This window comes from Marinobacterium zhoushanense (assembly GCF_014641945.1).
In the GTDB taxonomy this organism is placed as follows: domain Bacteria; phylum Pseudomonadota; class Gammaproteobacteria; order Pseudomonadales; family Balneatricaceae; genus Marinobacterium_D; species Marinobacterium_D zhoushanense.
This window is the reverse complement of sequence record NZ_BMIJ01000003.1, coordinates 53,873-72,037: the sequence shown is the minus strand read 5'-3', so window position 1 is coordinate 72,037 and position 18,165 is coordinate 53,873. Positions and strand designations below refer to the sequence as shown.

The following is an 18,165-nucleotide window of genomic DNA, read 5'->3' as shown; positions in this document are numbered from 1 at the left end:
AACTGTCATTAACCGTTGATTGCCTCGTTGACCAGCTTTTCCTGCTGCTCAAGATGAACAGAGATATAGCCAACAGCCGGTGCCGCCGCGTGCGGACGACCCACCCCATCCAGGTAAAGTTTGGGGTCGAGCTTGTGCAATACGTTACGCATGTGATGCTGGCTGCAGTACCAGGCGCCCTGATTCATCGGCTCTTCCTGACACCACACCACTGATTCCAGGTTGCTGTACTGGCTGATCGTTTCAAGCAGGATATCTTCCGGGAACGGATAGAGCTGCTCGATACGCAGAATCGCCACGTCGTCTTTCGCCAACTCGGTGCGACGGTTGTACAGGTCGTAGTAGACCTTGCCGCTACACAGTACCAGGCGCTTGACCTTTTTCGGGTCAAGAGCATCGACTTCCGGGATCACCGGCTGGAAACCACCGTCTGCTAGATCTTCAAGCGTAGAGATAGCCTGCTTATGACGCAGCAGCGACTTCGGTGACATCACAACCAACGGCTTACGCAGCGGACGCACGACCTGACGACGCAGCAGATGGAAGATCTGCGCCGGTGTAGTCGGCACACAAACCTGAATGTTGTGTTCGGCGCACAGCTGCAGGAAGCGTTCCAGACGCGCAGAGGAGTGCTCCGGCCCCTGTCCTTCAAAACCGTGCGGCAGCAGCATGGTCAGGCCGCACAGACGCTGCCATTTCTGCTCACCGGAGGTAATGAACTGGTCGATAACGACCTGCGCGCCGTTGGCGAAGTCACCAAACTGCGCTTCCCAGATCACCAGCGCATTGGGCGTGGTGGTGGCATAGCCGTATTCGAAACCAAGCACCGCCTCTTCCGAGAGCAATGAATCATAGATATCGAACGGTGGCTGCTCATCGGCCAGATTCTGCAACGATACGTAGGTCGATGCATCTTTCTGGTTATGCAGCACGGCGTGACGGTGCGAGAAGGTACCACGGCCAACGTCCTGACCGGTCAGGCGAATTGGGTAGCCCTCTGCCAGCAGAGTGGCATATGCCAGAGTCTCAGCAAAGCCCCAGTTGGCTTCCATGGCACCGGCCGCCATCTTCTTGCGATCTTCGTAGATCTTCTGTACCTGACGCTGCACAGCGAAGCCTTCCGGCACTTCGCAGGTCTTGTTCGCCAGTTCCTGCAGCAGCTTCATGTCGACACGCGTGTCGCACTCGAAGCTCCACTCATGGCCCAGGTAGGGGCGCCAGTCCACAAACAGCTCGGTGTTGGGTTCCAGCACCAGCGACTTGGCCACATGCTCGCCGTTTTCCAGCGCGCGCCGATACTCCTTCTCCATCTCGGCAGCCTCTTCGGCCGAGATCACGCCTTCGCTGACCAACTGCTCAGCGTAGATCGTGCGAGTGGTTTTATGGTTCTTGATCTTGGCGTACATCAGCGGCTGAGTGCCAGACGGCTCGTCCGCTTCGTTATGGCCGCGACGACGGTAGCAGACCAGATCGATAACCACGTCTTTCTTGAACTCGTTGCGGTAATCTACCGCCAACTGGGTCACGAAACGCACCGCTTCCGCATCATCGCCATTTACGTGGAAAATAGGCGCCTGAACCATTTTCGCAACGTCAGTACAGTACTCGGTGGAGCGCGCATCTTCCTTCTTGGAAGTGGTGAAGCCAACCTGGTTGTTAATGACGATATGGATGGTGCCACCGGTCTTGTAGGCACGGGTCTGAGACATCTGCAGCGTCTCCATGACCACACCCTGGCCCGCAAAAGCAGCATCACCGTGCAGGTTCACCGGCAGCACGGTATCGCCGACAGTATCCTTGCGGCGATCCTGTCGTGCACGCACAGAACCCTCAACCACCGGCGCGGCGATCTCGAGATGCGACGGGTTGAACGCCATCGCCAGATGCACCTCACCGCCCTCGGTCATGACGTTGGAGGAGAAGCCCTGGTGGTATTTCACGTCGCCAGAGGTCTCAACCAGCTTCTTACCTTCGAACTCGCCGAACAGTTCAGCCGGGTTCTTACCGAAGATGTTGACCAGGGTGTTAAGGCGGCCACGGTGGGCCATGCCGATAACAACCTCTTTCACGCCCTGCTTACCGGCTCGACGGACCAGCGTATTCAAAGACACGATGAGGGACTCGCCGCCCTCGAGACCGAAGCGTTTGGCACCGGCATAGCGGGATCCTAGATATTTCTCCAGCCCTTCTGCCGCAGTCAGGCGTTCGAGCACCATCAATTTCTTTTCGTGCTCGACATCGGGATGAGAGCGAACGGGCTCCAGTCGAGACTGAATCCAACGCTTCTCCTGGGTGTCGACGATGTGCATGTACTCAGCGCCGACTGTGGTGCAATAGGTTTTCTTAAGATCAGCCAGGATCTCCTTCAGCGGCGCCTCTTCCTTACCGAAGAAGAGCGAGCCGAGCTGAAATACGGTGTCGTAATCCGCCTCGGACAGCTCATGGAAACGCGGTTCCAGATCAGGCACGTGCTCACGCTCAAGCAAGCTCAACGGATCGATATTAGCGGCCTGATGACCACGTACACGATAGGCGTTGATCATACGCAGCACACGAACCTGCTTCTTCTCGTGTTCTGAGCTGACGCTGCTTACCGCTACCGGCTGAGCGCGTTTCTGATTCTTGGAGAGATAGAGAAAGTGTTCCCGTATAGGAGAGTGGGGAACGTCTTGAGAGATGCTGTCACCGACTTTAGGGAGTCGGTCAAACTCTTCACGCCACTCTTGTGGAACGGCGTTCGGATCCATCAGATAAGTTTCGTATAGTTGCTCAACGTAGGAAAGGTTGCCACCGTACAGATGGGCATTTTTCCACATCAGCTCCATTATGCCGTCTTGCATTATGATATCACCCTGGCTTCAGGGGTCGAGGGCGCGCTCAGGGTGCACCATTTCCTGCTCACGAATTCCACCGCCCCTTCTTTGAATTACTGACTTGTTATTCAGCTGCAATCTAACGGGTCGCGCAAAATTGCGGGGAATATTCTACGACTTTTCATCCAGCCTTAACACAGCTTGTCGTCGCGGATAATACTAAAGTTCCCTCTTTTTTCTCCTTTTCCGACCCATCGACGGATTGCCTGCTGGCGGACAAAGAAAAAGCGGCACTTGGTGCCGCTTTTTTCAAGACCCGGATCAGGTCGCCTGCTGGATCAGCATGTTTCGAATCTTGCCGATCGCCTTGGTGGGGTTAAGCCCCTTCGGACAGACATTGACGCAGTTCATGATCCCGTGGCAACGGAATACGCTGAACGGGTCGTCCAGATCAGCCAGACGCTCGCGAGTCGCCGTATCACGACTATCCGCCAGGAAACGGTAAGCCTGCAGCAGACCAGAAGGCCCGACAAACTTGTCCGGATTCCACCAGAACGACGGACAGGCGGTTGAACAGCATGCACAGAGAATACACTCGTACAGACCATCCAGCTCAGCACGCTCTTCCGGCGACTGCAGACGCTCGATAGCCGGCGCCGGTGTATTGTTGATCAAGTAAGGCTTGATCTTCTCATACTGGCGATAGAACTGGGTCATATCGACCACCAGGTCACGAATCACCGGCAGGCCCGGCAGCGGGCGCAGCACCAGCTTATCGGCCTCAACCACAGCTGACAGCGGCGTGATACAGGCCAGGCCGTTCTTGCCATTCATGTTCATACCGTCGGAACCGCAAACACCTTCACGGCAAGAGCGACGATAGGCCAGCGTGGAATCTTTCTCTTTCAGCAGCTGGAGCAGATCCAGCACCATGATGTCCTTGCCGCCCGGGATATCGATATGGACATCCTGCATGTACGGCGCGTCATCAATCTCAGGGTTATAGCGATATACACTTACCAGCATCGTACCAGCCCCTTAATAGGTTCGAACTTTCGGCGGGAACGGCTCCATCGTCTTCGGTGCAAAGTTAACCGCACGCTTACCGATGCGCTTATCCTGCGGGAAGAAGACAGAGTGGCACAGCCAGTTCTCGTCATCACGCTCAGTGTAGTCATTACGGGCATGTGCACCGCGAGACTCTTTGCGCTCCACCGCCGCAATAGCGGTCGCCTCGGCCACTTCCATCAAGTTCTCAAGCTCAAGCGCCTCAATACGGGAGGTATTAAACGCCTGACTCTTATCTTCCAGATGGACATTGGCAACGCGCTCACGGATACCCCGAAGCAGCTCAAGCCCCTTCTCCATGCTCTCACCATCGCGGAACACGCCGAAGTAGAGCTGCATGGTGCTCTGCAGATCCTTGCGCACGTCCGCAATACTTTCACCGCCAGTGCTATTGTTCACGCGATTCAGGCGTGACATCGCAGCTTCGATATCGGCATCTGTCGCATCGGCCACTTCGTAACCTTCACGCATCTGCTGCTCGATCTGCATACCCGCGGCACGACCGAACACCACCAGGTCAAGCAGGGAATTACCGCCGAGACGGTTGGCACCGTGTACGGACACACACGCCACCTCACCACAGGCGTACAGACCATTGATGATCTGGTCGTTGCCCTCGGCATCCGGCGCAATTACCTGACCGCCAATATTGGTGGCAAGACCACCCATCATGTAGTGACAGGTCGGCACTACCGGAATCGGCTCCTTCACCGGATCGACCGCCGCGAAGGTCTTGGACAGCTCACAGATACCAGGCAGACGTGAGTGCAGAACCTCTTCACCCAGGTGATCGAGCTTCAGGAACACGTAATCACCGTTCTCACCGGCACCATTACCGGCCAGAATCTCCAGGATCATCGAGCGAGCCACAACATCACGACCGGCCAGATCTTTCGCGTTCGGCGCATAACGCTCCATGAAGCGCTCGCCGTTCTTATTGATCAGGTAACCACCTTCACCGCGGCAGCCCTCGGTTACGAGAACGCCCGCACCGGCGATACCGGTCGGGTGGAATTGCCACATCTCCATATCCTGCGCCGGCACACCCGCGCGCAGGGCCATGCCGACACCATCGCCGGTATTGATCAGCGCGTTGGTAGTTGAGGCATAGATACGACCGGCACCACCAGTCGCCAGCACGGTTGCCTTGGCTTTGATGTAGACGGTTTCACCTGTCTCGATGCAGATAGCGATACAGCCAACGACCGCGCCATCGGCATTCTTGACCAGATCGACGGCATACCATTCATTCAGGAAGGTAGTACCCGCCTTCATGTTGGCCTGATACAGGGTATGCAGCAGTGCATGACCGGTACGGTCGGCAGCAGCACAGGTACGAGCAGCCTGACCACCCTCACCGAAGTTCTTGGACTGACCGCCGAACGGGCGCTGATAGATACGACCGGTTTCAGTGCGGGAGAACGGCAACCCCATGTGATCCAGCTCAAATACCGCCTGCGGACCGACTGAGCACATGTACTCGATAGCGTCCTGGTCACCGATATAATCGGAGCCCTTGACGGTGTCGTACATATGCCAGCGCCAGTCATCGTTAGGATCGGCACTGGCGATCGCACAGGTGATACCACCCTGAGCAGAAACGGTGTGGGAACGAGTTGGGAAAACCTTGGTCACACAAGCAGTGTTCAAGCCGGACTGTGCCAGCTGCAGTGCAGCACGCATGCCCGCACCGCCACCGCCGACCACAATCGCGTCGAAAGAGAGCGTACGCAGTTTAGACATGTCTTAGATACCCCAAAGAATCTGGATGCCCCACACAACGTAGATAAACGCCAGCAGGCCACATACGGACTGGAATACGAAACGAGCACCGGTCGGCTTGATATAGTCAGTGGAAACCGACCACATGCCGATCCAGGCATGAGCTACCATAGAGAGCAGAGCCAGCAGCGAGAAAATACGCATACCGGTACCATCGAAAAGCCCTCTCCACTGGTTGTAATCCAGATCCGGGTTGAACAGCAGGTAGCCAATCATGAAAACGGTGTAAGTCAGCAGGATGACGGCGGTAATACGCTGCATCATCCAGTCATACAGACCGCTGCGGCCGAAGCTTGTAATACTTGTTACCATATCCACACCCCCGCCAGAAGGATTGCTACCACCGCAACAATCAGCGTGACTTTAGCTGCACGCTGACCGCTCTCCAGCTCTTCACAGAAGCCAGCATCCATAATCAGATGCTTGATCCCTGCAAAGAAATGGTAAAGCAGCGCTGATACCAGACCCCATGCAATGAGTTTTGCCAGGAAGGATTCCTGGAGCATCTCCTGGGCTTCAGCAAAGCCCTGCGGAGATTCCAGCGACAATCCCAACGCGTACACCATGAAGATGGCGCCAAAGAACAGCGCAACACCCGATACACGGTGCAGGATGGAAGTAATCGCCGGTAGTGGCTGTTTAATAGTTCGCAGATCTAGGTTTACAGGTCTTTTTTTGTTCACGGCTCTAGTTCACACTCTTGCGGCCCTGTTGCAAGGCTCGGTTGCTTGGAAGTGCTCAGAGAGTAGTACCTCGAGATGCTGAAATGAGCTCAATTATTATTTTGCTTTAGGAGCTATTTCAGGAGCCGGAGTATAGACACTTCGCCCTGCGAACACAATGAAGCGACGCCCGCATTAGCCTTATGTCCAATACCCCAGCAGCACAAAAGGTCAGTTGAAATGCGCACCGACCGAACGGCGGGACGACATTGATTGGATTGCAATTTTCCTCATGATGCATTGCAGCATATTAACCCAATGACTAAATTGACAATCACGCTTCAAACACTATAGTGGATGCTCACTTAATTCGGGGGTACAGCTGATCCTGTACGCCGGAGACAAGCGGCTGACAACAAGTCGCAGCTATTACAACTGAATGATAGGAGCCTCGAATGGCTGACAAGAAAGCACGTTTGACAGTCGATGGTCTGGAAGGAGAGATCGAACTTCCAGTGTATAGCGGAACAGAAGGCCCGGACGTTATCGATGTCCGTCCTTTAACCGGACAAGGCCTGTTCACCTATGACCCCGGGTTCGTATCAACAGCGGCTTGCGAATCCAAGCTGACCTATATAGATGGCGGCAAAGGCATCCTGCTGCACGGCGGCTACCCGATCGAGCAACTGGCCAACCACTCTGACTACCTGGAAGTCTGCTACCTGCTGCTCAATGGCGAGCTACCGACACCTGAAGAGAAAGAAGAGTTCGTCAACATCGTCTCCAACCACACCATGGTGCACGAGCAGATGAGCCACTTCTTCAATGGCTTCCGTCGCGATGCGCACCCAATGGCGATCATGGTGGCCTGCGTTGGCGCCCTGTCCGCCTTCTACCACGATTCTCTGGACATCAACGATGCCCACCACCGTGAAGTTTGCGCCTATCGCCTGATCGCGAAGATGCCAACCCTGGCAGCGATGTGTTACAAGTACTCCATCGGCCAGCCGTTCATGTATCCGCGCAACGAACTGAGCTATGCAGAAAACTTCCTGCACATGATGTTCGCCACCCCCTGCGGTGAGTACAAGGTAAGCCCGACCCTGGCACGCGCCATGGACAAGATCTTCGTATTGCACGCAGATCATGAACAGAACGCATCCACCTCCACTGTACGTCTTGCCGGCTCCTCCGGGGCCAACCCGTTCGCCTGTATCGCAGCCGGTATCGCAGCCCTCTGGGGACCTGCCCACGGCGGCGCCAACGAAGCCGTACTCGTCATGCTCGAAGAGATCGGTGACGAAGCAAACATCCCCGAGTTTATCGAGCGCGCCAAGGATCCCAACGATCCGTTCCGCCTGATGGGCTTCGGTCACCGCGTATATCGCAACTTCGACCCGCGCGCCAAGGTCATGAAGCAGACCTGCGACGAAGTTCTGGCGGAACTTGGAATCGAAAACGATCCGTTGCTGAAGATTGCCAAGCGTCTCGAGCAGATCGCCCTGGAAGACGACTATTTCGTAGAGCGCAAGCTTTACCCGAACGTCGACTTCTACTCAGGCATTATCTTGAAGGCAATCGGCATTCCGACCAGCATGTTCACCGTAATCTTCGCACTGTCGCGCACCATCGGCTGGATCTCACACTGGAACGAGTTCCACTCCAGCCCGAACAAGATCGGGCGCCCACGCCAGCTCTACACAGGACCAAAGTTCCGCGATTACCCGAGCAAGTAATCGCATATAGTTTGGCCAAACTGCCCGCATTCGCGGGCAGTTTTGTTTCCAGCCATAGTAATCAGTTTTGCGTGATCGCATACACTTCCGACGTTTACGCAGAGACAGCGACACGCCCGCCACTCAGCTGAAGCCGATATGCGCCTAAGGACTGTTACACAAGAGAAGAGAAGCTGGAGCGGGTGATGGGAATCGAACCCACGTTAAGAGCTTGGGAAGCTCCCGTTCTACCATTGAACTACACCCGCGCGAAAGGAGTGACTGGATTAAAGCATAGTCCAGCGAACGGGCGCAACAGCGCTTTCAGCCTGTCGCACCAACCATCATCCGGCCGTAAGCCGCTGATGCCGTTCATAAAGTTTTTGCAATACCCGAGAGACCGCAACAAAGCCAAAGGTCGCCGTAACACAGGTTGAGGCACCGAATCCGCCCGAGCAATCCAGCCGTGTCTGGCCTTCATGCAGGGTTTTCTGCTGGCAAACAGAGCCGTCAGGCTGAGGATAGCGCAACTGCTCTGTGGAGTAGACACAGTCAACCGCGAACCGGCGCCCGCTCTTGCTGAAGCCGTAGTGCCGCCGCAGCAGGTTGCGCAGCTTGGCAGCCAGAGGGTCGTGCTCGGTACGACTGAGATCAGTAATCGCAATACGCGTGGGATCGACCTGTCCACCAGCACCACCAACCGTGATAATCGGGATCTTCCTGCGTTTACAGTGCGCAATCATCGCCGCCTTGACGCCCACCGCATCGATCGCATCGATGACGTAATCAAAGCCATCATGAATCAGCTCATCAACATTATCCCGACTGACGAATGCCTCCTCCTCATGCACCAGGCAGTCGGGGTTGATATCACGCATACGCTCCGCCATCACCGCAACCTTCGATTGACCGATGGTTGAGTTAAGCGCATGGATCTGACGATTGGTATTGGTCACGCACACATCGTCCAGATCGATCAGCGTCACTTCGCCGACCGCCGAGCGCGCCAACGCCTCCGCCACCCATGAACCGACACCGCCGACGCCAACGACTGCGATATGACTATTGCGGTACAGGTCGACCGCCTCATGCCCATAGAGACGGACGGTTCCACCAAAACGCTGTCGCTGATCGTCCACAGGGTACCTCTCGCGGCTAGAAATCGTCGTCGGTGAGCTCAGTCAGTACAACCTCACCACACTGACAGCAACGTCCCTCGATGAAGACGATGCCGTGCAGCTCATATTCGATCGGGTCACGCATGCCGAGATTGAGCTGCTGACAGTGGTCACACCAGGTTTCGTGCAGGAAAAGGGCTTGCTCTTCGGCGTCCCGGGCAAAAAAATCGCGGGAAATGGGGGGCTCACTCATCACACAGACTGCCTACAGTAAATCTGCCGCATCATACCGCCGGCGTATCCCGGGATCCAGCCTCATGCCAACGCATAGACGCTGGATCCCAGGCCGCCAAAGCCTCGCGAACCGACTCGAGGCGGAACAGCTGCCCCCGGTCAGGCTCGGCGACATAATGATATGCCCGCCCGGCCAACTCAAAGCTGAGCTGCCAGGCATGCAGATAGCCCCTATCGGGCGCCGGCTCCATGTGCTCATGATAGAGCGGATCGCCGATGATCGGCGCGCCCACACTCTTCATCGCCACCCGGATCTGATGGGTCTGGCCTGTACTCGGACGACACAGCAACAACCGCCCCCCCTCACCGGCTGAGCGGCTGTAAAATTCGGTAATGGCCGGATTTTCCCGGGTACGCGCCAAGCGCCAACCACCCCGCCGCCCCTTGAGCATATCGCCGATCACTCGCCCCTGTTTCTTATTCGGCTTGCGATCACTCAACGCGATGTAATATTTCTCGACCCGCCGCTGACGAAAAAGCTCAGCCAGTTGGTTACATGCCTCTGCAGAGGTCGCCAACAGCATCACGCCGGAGGTGATCCGATCCAGGCGATGCACGAGCCACAGTTTGATGCCCAACTCCTGCTCCAGCTGCATCACCAAGCCTTTGTCGGATTGGTCACGATGCACACTGACGCCAGGATCTTTACTGATAACGATAAACTGCTCGGTCTGAGCAATGAGCTGATACATGTGATGAGGGGAAGAGTTGCGAATTGACAGGCGATTGTCACCAAAAGTCACAACCAGTTCAAGCTGAGCGAGACGCCCCATCCAGGTAGCCAGCCACCCGCTCAGCTTCAGCGGTATATAGCCTTAGCTCCCATAGCCCTCGCAACTGACGGGTACAATAATCGGCATCGATCATCAACTCCAGGCAGGCCGGCGTCGGCAGCTCGAGGCTCAGGCAGCAGTAGTCGATCTCGGGAGGGATCAAGAGTTCCATGATCACCAGGCCGGCACTGGAGATCAGCAAACAGGACGGCGCCATCGCGACACTACCTCTGAACCAATGCCGGGCGAGCGCCGGCACGTATCCCCGCTGAGGCGAGACCCTATGCGCCAACGTCATAGGCACATCAGCCAACTGGAGAACATACTGGCCAGCACTCCCCGCTTCGATCTGGCCCTGCCTCGCAGAATGCCCCATAACTGAATACCCGACTGAGTTTGACTCGATCGGTACAGCATATAAATCCTGGGTTAAATGCAGATGACAACGGGCCGGGTTGCTACCAGTCCATCACCTGTTTTACGAAGGGAACTGTAATGCGCCGCTGGGCACTGAGCGATTCCCGATCGAGCCGATCCAATGTGACCAGCAGGTTTGCCATATCCCGACTGCCATGATGCATCAGGTAACGCACAACCTCATCCGAGAGCTGTAACCCCCTCGCCCGGGCCCGCGATTTTAGCGCCACCTCTTTAGTCGCATCGTCGAGCGGCCTGACCTGGAACACCAGCCCCCAATTCAAGCGCGACTCCAGGTCGGGTAGTTTGACACCGAGCGAGCGCGGCGAACGATCGGCCGCAAGTACGAGCACGTTGTTGGCGGCCCGCATGCGGTTGAACAGATGGAACAGCGCCTCCTCCCATTGCGGCAGGCCGGCTATCTGCTCAAGATTATCGATGCAAACGATCTGCAGCTGGTCGAGATCGTCCAGCAGTTCGGGACCCGCGTAGCTCAACTCGGCAAGCGGCAGGTATACGGCAGTCCTTCGTACCGGATCTGCGGCGTGGCAACAGGACTGCAACAGATGAGAACAGCCGACGCCCTGATGACCCCAAAGATAGATATACTGCTCCCCCTCGCCACGGGCCGCCTGTTCGAGCTGGGCGCAGGCAAGCCCATTCTCCCCGCTGACAAAGTTCTCGAAGCGAGCATCGTCCCGCAAGGTAATTCCAAGAGGAAGCTGAATTGGAGCCTTTTTCGTCGTCATTTCACTCTACTTCACCGGTTTGTTCCGGCTCGTCGGTACTGTACAACCGACTTTTCTTGTACCCATCGTGCAGGTGGCGCAACAGTACCATGATCACCGCCGCAACAGGCAGCGCCAGCAGTATACCGACAAAGCCGAACAGCTGACCGCCCGCCATGATCGCAAAGATCACCGCCACCGGATGCAGCCCGATACGGTCGCCAACCAGCAGCGGAGTCAATACCATCCCTTCCAGCATCTGGCCGATTGCGAACACCAGTCCGACCCAGGCCAGTATGGTTGGCTCCTGGAACTGCACATAGGCCGCTACACCTGCCACCAGGATACCGATGATGAACCCCATGTACGGCACGATACTGGCGAGGCCGGCAAGCATACCAATCAACAGCGCGAGATCAAGCCCAACGATCCATAAACCGGTGGCATACACTACGCCAAGTGCCAGCATCACCAGCAACTGCCCCTTAACGAAAGCCCCCAGCACCTCGTCGCACTCACGCGCCCAAAGCGTCACCTTGGGCTCGAGGTTACGCGGCAGCAGATGTTGAATGTTCGCCATCATCACATCCCAGTCACGCAACAGATAGAAGGTAACCACGGGAATCAACACCAGATTGGCGACCCAACCCGCCAACGCCAACCCCGAACGGGTAATACCGCCCATCAACTTGGCCGCAACGCTACCGGTCTGCTGCCAATACTGAGCGAACAGCTGCCGGACACTCTCCAGATCGGGCCGGTCGATACTGAGCCCCGTATTCTGCTCGATCCAAGGCAACAAACGACCATGCAATACCTCGATAACGGCGGGCACCTGCCGCACCATGGTCTGGATCTGCTCAGTCAATTGAGGGATTAACAGCAGCACCGCCAACACCAGTAACAGCGTCAATACAATGAACACCAGAACCACGGACTGGGTTCTACTTAACTTCTTCGCCTCCAAGCGGTCGGCGATGGGGTCGGTCAGATAGGCCAGCAACGCCCCAATCAGAAAGGGCGACAGGATCGGTGCAAGCAGATAGACCAACCCGCAGGCCACGACCAGCGTAATCAGAAGAAACCAACGTTGGGATTCGCTCATCCTTGTTCCCCCTTTTAAGGCTTCAGAGCCCTATCCATCGATAACGCCCTTCAGTCTCGTACATCAACTGCGGATTCTGCGCCAGCAACTGCCCCAGTGCACCGCTACCGCCCTCGAATTGCACAATCAGCGTCAGACGCTGACCGTTTTGCCCCGCTGTATAGAGTTGCAGTACTCCGGGTTGCCGGCGTATCCAACCGGTAAGATCCAGATAGGCTGCAGACGTTGCGACCCCCTCTATTTCAAGCGTTATACCGTCCGGCTGGAATGCACCGACCGGCTCAGGTACCAGCGTACCCTGTACGGAGGACTCCTGCTCGAGATCACGTATACCCAACACCTGATCTGCCAACGCATGCGCAACCTGATGCAGTGCCGGGGGCTCGGTAGCGCTTTGCTCACGAATCTGCCGTCCATCCCACCACAGGGTCCAGCTCAATGCTGCCCCCTTGCGCACCCCGACAAGAATGGCATCCGGTTGATAGCGAGCCGAAGCCTGCTGCAACACACTGGGATCTCCGCTTAACAGGTCCTGGGCGGTAAGCGCCAGTTGGTCGGTCAGATCGAGCAGCGGCTGGCGCAGAGGAACGCCTCGCTGCTGCATGGCGAGATAGATCTCTCCGTAGATATCGCCACCGGATTCTACCAGCTCAGCCACTTCGCCATTATCTTGCGCAAGCCACACAAGCAGCTCTGGCCGATCATCGGGCAACACCGGCAAGCCTAAGCTACTCATGAGATTCTTCAGACCGACCGGATCGAAGCCTATGCTCCGTTCGTCCGCCTGCGCCTGTTGCAGCAAGCTGGCGTTATCAAGCAAGGTCTGGGTTTCCGGACGCTGCATGATATCGCGATGGCCACTGACCTTGACCAAGACCTGAGCCAACGCATTCTCAACGCGACGCTCAACCGGCGTATCCGCGTCTACACTAGCACTGTAAAGCCCAGTGACCTGCGCGGCAGACGCAGCGCCCCCTGCGAACAATAAAAACAGGATCCCGTATTGGATTACGCGGACTAACTGTGCGGAATACATCTCTGCCTCTTCCCCTGGCAACTGGCGACCGTCTTCGTATATATCATGCACATTAAACCCCGATCATCAGCCGGAACCCTGTGCGCCGGCACAACTCTATCACACAAACGGCGCCATGCAGCCAGCGCCACCGATATCGGCATCGACAAAGCGAGGCTCTAAAACTGGCCTTACCCCTACTGCGCGCTGTAAACTAGGCGCCTTCTTAAATGCTACTCTTCCCGCTGTTGAAAGGTTGATTCGTCCCATGTCTACAGGTTCTGAAAAAACATCCCTGAGCTACAAGGATGCAGGTGTTGATATCGATGCCGGTAACGCCTTGGTCGAACGCATAAAAGGCGTCGCCAAACGCACTTCGCGTCCCGAAGTGATGGGGGGTCTAGGCGGTTTCGGTGCACTGTGCGAGATACCTGCCGGCTATCGCCAGCCGGTACTGGTTTCAGGTACAGACGGTGTCGGCACCAAGCTGCGCCTGGCCATGGACCTGGGCAAACACGACACTATCGGTATCGACCTGGTCGCAATGTGCGTCAACGATCTGGTAGTCGCCGGCGCGGAACCGCTGTTCTTCCTCGACTACTACGCTACCGGCCACCTGAACGTGGATATGGCCGCCGATGTCGTGACCGGAATTGGCGCCGGTTGTGAATTGGCAGGTGCCGCACTGGTCGGTGGTGAGACCGCCGAGATGCCAGGCATGTACGAAGGTGATGATTACGACCTGGCTGGCTTCTGCGTCGGCGTGGTGGAAAAAGATGAGATTATCGACGGCAGCAAGGTGAACACCGGCGACACCCTGATCGCCCTCGCCTCCTCCGGCCCCCACTCCAACGGCTACTCTCTGATCCGCAAGATCCTCGAGATCAGCAGCGCCGACCTGGGGATGCCGATGGGCGATACCAACCTGGCGAAGGCGCTGCTCGAGCCGACCCGTATCTATGTCAAACCACTGCTCAAGCTGATTCGTGAGAGCCAGGTCAACGCGCTGTCGCACATCACCGGTGGCGGACTGCTGGAAAACATTCCCCGCGTACTCCCGGAGAGCGCCAAGGCGGTGATCGACACCAGCTCCTGGGAGATTCCGCCGGTATTCAAGTGGCTGCAGGAGCAGGGCAACGTGGATCAGCGCGAAATGTATCGCACCCTGAACTGCGGCGTTGGCATGGTGATCTGTGTGCCGGCCGACAAGGCCGACGACGCCCTCAGCCTGCTGGCCGCCGAAGGCGAAAAAGCCTGGGTGATCGGCAGCATTGAACAAGCCTCAGCGGGCGAAGAACAGGTAGAGCTGCGCGGCCTGGACGCTTGAAATGAGTGAAAAACGGATTGTCGTCCTGATCTCCGGCAGCGGATCAAACCTGCAGGCGATCATCGACAGCATAGCGGCCGGCAGTATTGCCGGCCGTATTGCCGCTGTCATATCCAATCGTGCCGATGCCTACGGCTTGACCCGCGCCAGCAACGCCGGTATCGATACTCAGGTCATGGACCACAAGCAGTACCCGGACCGCGCCGCGTTTGACAACGCGCTGCAGGAGACTATCGACGGCTACCAGCCCGACCTGGTGGTACTGGCTGGTTTCATGCGCATCCTGACGCCCGATTTCGTGCGCCACTATGCCGGACGCCTGTTCAACATCCACCCGTCGCTACTGCCGCTGCACAAGGGCTTGCATACTCATCAGCGCGCGCTCGAAGCGGGCGACCCTGAACACGGTTGCACCGTGCACTTCGTCACCGAGGAACTTGATGGCGGCCCGCTGGTCGTACAGGCACCCATTCCAGTACTGCCAGGCGATGACGCCGAAAGCCTGCAGCAGCGGGTGCACATACTGGAGCACAAGATCTATCCACTGGCCGTCGCCTGGTTCTGCGCCGGACGCCTTGAACTGACCGCCACGGGCGTGCTGTTCGACGGCACGCCTCTGCCAGCCAACGGTTTCCGCTATACGGACGAGTAGTCAAGATGAGAAAAGGACTGAGTACACTGCTGATATCACTGGCGCTGTCTCAGTCCGGACTCGCCCAGGCCGCTTCATTACAATCCTTCCGCGCCACCTACTCCGCCACACTGGACGGCAGCGTTGCGATATCCGCCGATGCGGTTCGCGAACTGAAGCAGCTCGAGGATGGTAGCTGGATATTCAACTCCTCGGCAGACGCCGTACTGGCCAAACAGCACGAGGAGTCTCACTTCACCTATAGCGATGAGCAGATCCGTCCGCTGAGCTACCTGTATCGACGGGAAGTACTCGGCAAGGAGCGGCGTGTGGAGCTTGAGTTCGACTGGCCACGACAAAGGGTCAAGACCACGGTGGAAGACAAGCCCTGGCATATGCGGATACCGGGCAACACCCAGGACAAGCTCAGTTATCAGCTGCAACTGCGCAAGGATCTGGCAGCAGGTAGAACCGAGCTCAGCTACAGCGTAGCCGACGGCGGCCTGCTATCCGAATACCGATTCAAGGTATTGGGCGAGGAGCGGGTCACGACACCGGATGGCGACTACGACGCGATCAAGGTGGAGCGGATCCGTGACGAAAGCTCCGGTCGCACCACCCATATCTGGTTTGCCCCGGCACTGGGATATTTGATCGTCAAACTCTACCAGACCGAATCCGACGGCAGGGAGTATGGACTCCTGCTCAACCATCTGGAGCAACGATGACCCGCTACACTCAGGCCGCAGACAAGGCCTACCAATCCCTTCTCAATCTGGAAGCTCAAGCGATTGATGATGCCGACCGGCGTTTCTATGCCAGCTATCTGCTGGGCCACCTCGGCCTGATCGGCAGCGAAAGTGGAGACGATACCCAGCATCTCTCGCAGCGCCTGGAACTGGCGCTGGATAAAGCCTTTGGAGTCGACAAGCTAAGCGATCAGGACAAGCTGGGTATCAGGTCACTCTGGCATGAGATCAGCGCCGACATCGGCCGTGGGCTCTGAGCGCGCTCCAGCACATCGACCAACAACACTCGATGTTCGTCCAACGCCAGGGTCAATGTATGGCATTGGCTACCTGTGGCGATGTCGATATAGACGGACGATCGCAACACCCGGCGCTGGTAGTCGCTGGACCCGACCAACTGATAGAAGTACGGACGCCAACTCCAGTTGGAACCGATTACGCTGGAATCCGCCTGCCAGTGACCGTTATTAAAGCACCAGTTGGCCGAGATCTGCTCCCCCTGACGGTTACAGATGAACAACCGCAGGATATCGGGGTCCGGCGTGAAGCTGTCAAGATTGGTGCCGATCTCTGCACCGCCGGCGAGCAGTAGTTCTCGCAACGCCAGCAGCTCCGAGTGTATACCCTCCGCATGCCACTGCCTGCGCGCAGTTTCCTCTATGGCCAGGTCCAGATGCAGGGACAGCAGATCCTGCATCTGCTCCTTAAAACTCTCCGGCGGCAGGAACTCTGGCTGCGCCGGGGAGAAGATGAATCCCTGTATATGACTGGCATTGCAATGCAGCGCCAGAAACAGCTCATCCTCCGTTTCAACCCCTTCAAACACCACCTTGCTTCCAAGCCGCGCACCAAGATCACCCATCATCTGTAGCAGCGCTTTCTTTTGGTGCGAGACCTTAGCGGTGCTGAACATGCGCATATCGATCTTGATGAAGTCAGGGGTAAAAGCGAGCAGACGATCAAGCTGCTGAAAGCCAGAACCGAAATCGTCAAAGGCGATACGCACGCCCGCCTCCCGATACCGCCTCGCCAGCTCACAGATGCGCCCGATATCGCCATTAACCTCGGTGATCTCGATAATCACCTGATCAGGGCTAACCCCTGCATCCCGGATCATCTCCAACGTAGGCAACAGGTCGAAGGAATCGAGTGAATCTATCCACTCTGGCGACATATTCAACGACAGCGTCTGTCCAGGCTCTGCCATCTCCGCGAATTGGCGCAGAGCCTCCCGCCTAAGAGCACGATCCTGCTGAAGTCGAACGGTTGGATCGGCCTGTTCGGAATTCAGCAACGGCGCCGCTGAGATCACCCTGCCATCGCGCCCCTTCATGCGCGCAAGAGACTCGTAGCCGACAATACGGCCACTGGCAACGTCAACGATAGGTTGAAACCAAGGAAACAGCTGATCAGACATACTCACCTCTTAAACAACGCCTGATCGGTAAGCAAAGCCCAGGCCAACAGCGCCTCGGCCGCCCCGTTACAAGTGGTAGCTGAAAGAGCTACAAGCCCCAGAGGTCAAGCCTTGGTGCCTGCACTTCCCTGAAGTGTAGCAAGGATCCGGCGCACACCCGCGCAATCCCGATGCTCGCACAAACAGATCCCCTGCCAGGTACCCAGGTTGAGGGCGCCATCGGTGACCGGCAACGTCAGATCGACACCCAACAGGCTGCTTTTGATATGTGCCGGCATATCGTCCATCCCCTCGTAGTCATGCCGGTATAACCCCTCCCGCTCGGGTACGGCGCGATTGAAGTGACTCTCCAGATCCTGGCGCACCGTCGGGTCCGCATTTTCGGTCAACGTCAGCGCTGCCGAGGTATGTTGCAGAAACAGGTGCAACAGCCCGTACTTCAATTGACCGAGCTCCGGCAGGGCTCGCTCTATCTCGTCGGTAATCAGATGAAAACCACGTCGCCTCGGCTTCAGGCTAATGCTCCGCTGCATCCACAGAGTTTGATTCAT

Annotated in this window: 19 protein-coding genes and 1 tRNA gene; 5 read left to right on the top strand and 15 right to left on the bottom strand. The window is 57.0% G+C overall.

All coding sequences use genetic code 11. The features are described from left to right. Window positions 1-8: 8 nt before the first annotated feature. The 5 genes from IEX40_RS07405 to sdhC all read right to left on the bottom strand — a co-directional run bounded on the left by IEX40_RS07405 (window position 9) and on the right by sdhC (window position 6,346). Complete coding sequence (locus IEX40_RS07405) at window positions 9-2,840, bottom strand: 2-oxoglutarate dehydrogenase E1 component (protein ID WP_188746870.1); 2,832 nt, start codon at window positions 2,838-2,840, stop codon at window positions 9-11. Between the two features lie 294 nt (window positions 2,841-3,134). After that, a complete protein-coding gene (locus tag IEX40_RS07400; RefSeq protein ID WP_188746868.1) occupies window positions 3,135-3,839 on the bottom strand; it encodes a succinate dehydrogenase iron-sulfur subunit in 705 nt (234 codons plus the stop codon). Window positions 3,840-3,851: 12 nt separating this feature from the next. After that, the gene (sdhA, locus tag IEX40_RS07395) at window positions 3,852-5,624 is read right to left on the bottom strand and encodes a succinate dehydrogenase flavoprotein subunit (protein ID WP_188746866.1); all 1,773 of its coding nucleotides are present in this window, start codon (window positions 5,622-5,624) and stop codon (window positions 3,852-3,854) included. A gap of 3 nt (window positions 5,625-5,627) precedes the next feature. Further along, window positions 5,628-5,975 carry a succinate dehydrogenase, hydrophobic membrane anchor protein gene (gene sdhD, locus IEX40_RS07390; protein ID WP_188746864.1) on the bottom strand — a complete coding sequence of 116 codons (348 nt, stop codon included), beginning with the start codon at window positions 5,973-5,975 and terminating at the stop codon, window positions 5,628-5,630. Further along, window positions 5,969-6,346, bottom strand: coding sequence for a succinate dehydrogenase, cytochrome b556 subunit (gene sdhC, locus IEX40_RS07385; RefSeq protein WP_188746862.1), 378 nt, complete (start codon window positions 6,344-6,346; stop codon window positions 5,969-5,971). The genes sdhD and sdhC overlap by 7 nt, the downstream gene beginning before the upstream one ends. 434 nt (window positions 6,347-6,780) lie before the next feature. Between sdhC and gltA the strand changes: the two genes are divergently transcribed. Then, complete coding sequence (gene gltA / locus IEX40_RS07380) at window positions 6,781-8,061, top strand: citrate synthase (protein WP_188746860.1); 1,281 nt, start codon at window positions 6,781-6,783, stop codon at window positions 8,059-8,061. Window positions 8,062-8,235: 174 nt separating this feature from the next. Here gltA and IEX40_RS07375 read toward each other — a convergent pair. From IEX40_RS07375 to IEX40_RS07340, 8 genes are all read right to left on the bottom strand, one after another. Next, a tRNA-Gly gene (locus tag IEX40_RS07375) sits at window positions 8,236-8,309 on the bottom strand. A gap of 75 nt (window positions 8,310-8,384) precedes the next feature. Further along, the gene (tcdA, locus tag IEX40_RS07370) at window positions 8,385-9,179 is read right to left on the bottom strand and encodes a tRNA cyclic N6-threonylcarbamoyladenosine(37) synthase TcdA (RefSeq protein ID WP_188746859.1); all 795 of its coding nucleotides are present in this window, start codon (window positions 9,177-9,179) and stop codon (window positions 8,385-8,387) included. A 16-nt stretch (window positions 9,180-9,195) separates the two neighbouring features. After that, entirely contained in the window at window positions 9,196-9,411 is a 216-nt protein-coding gene (locus IEX40_RS07365; RefSeq protein ID WP_188746857.1) for a hypothetical protein, read from the bottom strand. Between the two features lie 31 nt (window positions 9,412-9,442). Then, on the bottom strand, window positions 9,443-10,144 hold the full coding sequence (locus IEX40_RS07360) for a TIGR01621 family pseudouridine synthase (RefSeq protein WP_188747691.1): 702 nt from the start codon (window positions 10,142-10,144) through the stop codon (window positions 9,443-9,445). A gap of 58 nt (window positions 10,145-10,202) precedes the next feature. Continuing rightward, entirely contained in the window at window positions 10,203-10,442 is a 240-nt protein-coding gene (locus tag IEX40_RS07355) for a hypothetical protein (RefSeq protein ID WP_188746855.1), read from the bottom strand. A 241-nt stretch (window positions 10,443-10,683) separates the two neighbouring features. Further along, window positions 10,684-11,391 carry a DnaA regulatory inactivator Hda gene (gene hda, locus IEX40_RS07350; protein ID WP_188746853.1) on the bottom strand — a complete coding sequence of 236 codons (708 nt, stop codon included), beginning with the start codon at window positions 11,389-11,391 and terminating at the stop codon, window positions 10,684-10,686. A 1-nt stretch (window position 11,392) separates the two neighbouring features. Next, the gene (locus tag IEX40_RS07345; protein ID WP_188746851.1) at window positions 11,393-12,475 is read right to left on the bottom strand and encodes an AI-2E family transporter; all 1,083 of its coding nucleotides are present in this window, start codon (window positions 12,473-12,475) and stop codon (window positions 11,393-11,395) included. 22 nt (window positions 12,476-12,497) lie between these two features. After that, entirely contained in the window at window positions 12,498-13,511 is a 1,014-nt protein-coding gene (locus IEX40_RS07340) for a DUF2066 domain-containing protein (RefSeq protein WP_229680636.1), read from the bottom strand. 247 nt (window positions 13,512-13,758) lie between these two features. Here IEX40_RS07340 and purM point away from each other — a divergent pair, with 247 nt between their 5' ends. The 4 genes from purM to IEX40_RS07320 are packed head-to-tail and all read left to right on the top strand — an operon-like array spanning window position 13,759 to window position 16,454. Next, complete coding sequence (gene purM / locus IEX40_RS07335) at window positions 13,759-14,817, top strand: phosphoribosylformylglycinamidine cyclo-ligase (protein WP_188746847.1); 1,059 nt, start codon at window positions 13,759-13,761, stop codon at window positions 14,815-14,817. A 1-nt stretch (window position 14,818) separates the two neighbouring features. Further along, on the top strand, window positions 14,819-15,469 hold the full coding sequence (gene purN / locus IEX40_RS07330) for a phosphoribosylglycinamide formyltransferase (protein ID WP_188746845.1): 651 nt from the start codon (window positions 14,819-14,821) through the stop codon (window positions 15,467-15,469). Between the two features lie 5 nt (window positions 15,470-15,474). Continuing rightward, entirely contained in the window at window positions 15,475-16,176 is a 702-nt protein-coding gene (locus IEX40_RS07325; RefSeq protein ID WP_188746843.1) for a DUF3108 domain-containing protein, read from the top strand. Then, window positions 16,173-16,454 (top strand): YfcL family protein, encoded by a 282-nt coding sequence (locus IEX40_RS07320; RefSeq protein WP_188746841.1) that lies wholly within the window; start codon window positions 16,173-16,175, stop codon window positions 16,452-16,454. The genes IEX40_RS07325 and IEX40_RS07320 overlap by 4 nt, the downstream gene beginning before the upstream one ends. Here the strand turns inward: IEX40_RS07320 and IEX40_RS07315 are convergent. Continuing rightward, entirely contained in the window at window positions 16,388-17,614 is a 1,227-nt protein-coding gene (locus IEX40_RS07315) for an EAL domain-containing protein (protein WP_188746839.1), read from the bottom strand. The two genes, IEX40_RS07320 and IEX40_RS07315, sit on opposite strands and share 67 nt — an antisense overlap. 104 nt (window positions 17,615-17,718) lie before the next feature. Beyond that, the gene (locus tag IEX40_RS07310) at window positions 17,719-18,165 is read right to left on the bottom strand and encodes a secondary thiamine-phosphate synthase enzyme YjbQ (RefSeq protein WP_188746838.1); all 447 of its coding nucleotides are present in this window, start codon (window positions 18,163-18,165) and stop codon (window positions 17,719-17,721) included.

Bases quoted from the DNA above. Each gene is read 5' to 3' on its own strand.
- IEX40_RS07405 (WP_188746870.1), bottom strand. From the start codon at position 2,840: ATGCAAGACGGCATAATGGAGCTGATGTGGAAAAATGCCCATCTGTAC.
- IEX40_RS07400 (WP_188746868.1), bottom strand. From the start codon at position 3,839: ATGCTGGTAAGTGTATATCGCTATAACCCTGAGATTGATGACGCGCCG.
- sdhA (WP_188746866.1), bottom strand. From the start codon at position 5,624: ATGTCTAAACTGCGTACGCTCTCTTTCGACGCGATTGTGGTCGGCGGT.
- sdhD (WP_188746864.1), bottom strand. From the start codon at position 5,975: ATGGTAACAAGTATTACAAGCTTCGGCCGCAGCGGTCTGTATGACTGG.
- gltA (WP_188746860.1), top strand. From the start codon at position 6,781: ATGGCTGACAAGAAAGCACGTTTGACAGTCGATGGTCTGGAAGGAGAG.
- IEX40_RS07365 (WP_188746857.1), bottom strand. From the start codon at position 9,411: ATGAGTGAGCCCCCCATTTCCCGCGATTTTTTTGCCCGGGACGCCGAA.
- IEX40_RS07360 (WP_188747691.1), bottom strand. From the start codon at position 10,144: ATGTATCAGCTCATTGCTCAGACCGAGCAGTTTATCGTTATCAGTAAA.
- IEX40_RS07355 (WP_188746855.1), bottom strand. From the start codon at position 10,442: ATGGCGCCGTCCTGTTTGCTGATCTCCAGTGCCGGCCTGGTGATCATG.
- hda (WP_188746853.1), bottom strand. From the start codon at position 11,391: ATGACGACGAAAAAGGCTCCAATTCAGCTTCCTCTTGGAATTACCTTG.
- IEX40_RS07345 (WP_188746851.1), bottom strand. From the start codon at position 12,475: ATGAGCGAATCCCAACGTTGGTTTCTTCTGATTACGCTGGTCGTGGCC.
- IEX40_RS07340 (WP_229680636.1), bottom strand. From the start codon at position 13,511: ATGTATTCCGCACAGTTAGTCCGCGTAATCCAATACGGGATCCTGTTT.
- purM (WP_188746847.1), top strand. From the start codon at position 13,759: ATGTCTACAGGTTCTGAAAAAACATCCCTGAGCTACAAGGATGCAGGT.
- purN (WP_188746845.1), top strand. From the start codon at position 14,819: ATGAGTGAAAAACGGATTGTCGTCCTGATCTCCGGCAGCGGATCAAAC.
- IEX40_RS07325 (WP_188746843.1), top strand. From the start codon at position 15,475: ATGAGAAAAGGACTGAGTACACTGCTGATATCACTGGCGCTGTCTCAG.
- IEX40_RS07320 (WP_188746841.1), top strand. From the start codon at position 16,173: ATGACCCGCTACACTCAGGCCGCAGACAAGGCCTACCAATCCCTTCTC.
- IEX40_RS07315 (WP_188746839.1), bottom strand. From the start codon at position 17,614: ATGTCTGATCAGCTGTTTCCTTGGTTTCAACCTATCGTTGACGTTGCC.
- IEX40_RS07310 (WP_188746838.1), bottom strand. From the start codon at position 18,165: ATGAATCAAACTCTGTGGATGCAGCGGAGCATTAGCCTGAAGCCGAGG.